Genomic DNA, 1,293 nt, shown 5'->3' with positions numbered 1-1,293 from the left:
TTTGAATTCATCTGTGAACGTCCGTCTCGTTTGTCCCATTCCATGCTCCTTTCCTGGACAGGGGTAAATTACCCTGGTGTCCGGGAACAGGGACGAAGTTCAGCTGGTTGCGTCAGACGGCCGAGTTTGCAAAGGGCGCATTCTGCGCATCTCTGCCCATGGTGCTGACCGCAGCATTGGGGGCAGCGCGCCAAGGCGGTTTAATGGCCGCTTTCAGGAAGTTAGCCAAAATGTTTCGCACCGGCAGCATCTTTTGCGTGACGCCCTGCGCCAATGCACGACTACGATATGATTTCGAAGGCGGCGCCAGGAAGCGACATGCTCGACGTGGACCTGGTACAGCCGCGCTACTCCGTTTTGATTTTACCAGAGGATACGATCGCAGTTCATCTGGATCATCGGCAATGGTTGAGGGAACGCCTTGCAGCGCCACATTTCGCAGCCGGAGGACGTACATTCGTTGTCACGCACCATGGCCCGCACCTGTCCGCTGCTGGGGCCAAAGACAAGCTCGCCCGGCCTTCCACTCCGACAGCTTGTTCAAGACTTAGAATGCTTGGGGGAATAATTAGAAAGGGCGCTCATTGGGCGCCCTAAAAGTCCTTGAAAACATGCCTCGGCCGGATCTTGTGGCCTATTCGGCCGCAACTTGATTCCGATTTACATCTTTCAGTGTGTCCAGGGGCCGCGGCGATTGGTGGCGAAGTTGTCGCCATAGCCGCCCGGGCGGATGTTGGCCTTGCGCTCCTTCGGCTCGACAACCACGGCGTCGATGCCGTGGTCCTTGGCGTACTCCAGCGCCGTTTCCTTGCTCTCGAACCGCAATTTGACCTGGCTCTGGGTGTCGCCGGAGGAGGTCCAGCCCATCAGCGGATCCACTTCGCGGGCCGAGGCAGGCGCGTATTCCAGCACCCATTTCCGCGTCTTGGCCATGCCTGAGGTCATGGCATTGCGTGCCGGCCGGTAAATCCGTGCTTGCATGGGTTGTCTCCCGCTTCGAGTCTCAATCCAGCGCATTTATGCGCCGGATGCGGCTCTGCGGCAAGGTGCCATTTGCACAGGATTAAACGGGGTTTGCGGCAGTGCCACAGGCGGCCCGCGCCAGCCCGCCCAGATGGGATGGCCGCGCGCAGAGGAAATCCATCAGCCGGGCCGGATACCCCTCCGGCGGCGCCTCTTGCACCGATGGGCGTGTCATGACCGCCCCCCTCCACGCTGCCATATGCACGGCCTCCGGCATCAGCCCGAAGTCCCCGATGGTATCAAAGGTCTCGAAGTAGCGGAAAATGGTGC

General features: G+C 59.9%; 1 protein-coding gene and 1 pseudogene. Both read right to left on the bottom strand.

The window, feature by feature from the left end:
• Nucleotides 1–669: 669 nt before the first annotated feature.
• A complete protein-coding gene (locus A2I95_RS39030; protein ID WP_027257729.1) occupies nucleotides 670–981 on the bottom strand; it encodes an ETC complex I subunit in 312 nt (103 codons plus the stop codon).
• Between the two features lie 82 nt (nucleotides 982–1,063).
• A pseudogene (locus A2I95_RS39025) lies at nucleotides 1,064–1,293 on the bottom strand (hypothetical protein); the annotation flags it as partial.

The sequence above is a fragment of the Leisingera sp. F5 genome (genome assembly GCF_001593695.1).
The sequence above is the reverse complement of the archived record's forward strand: the minus strand, read 5'-3'. Positions and strand labels throughout refer to the sequence as shown.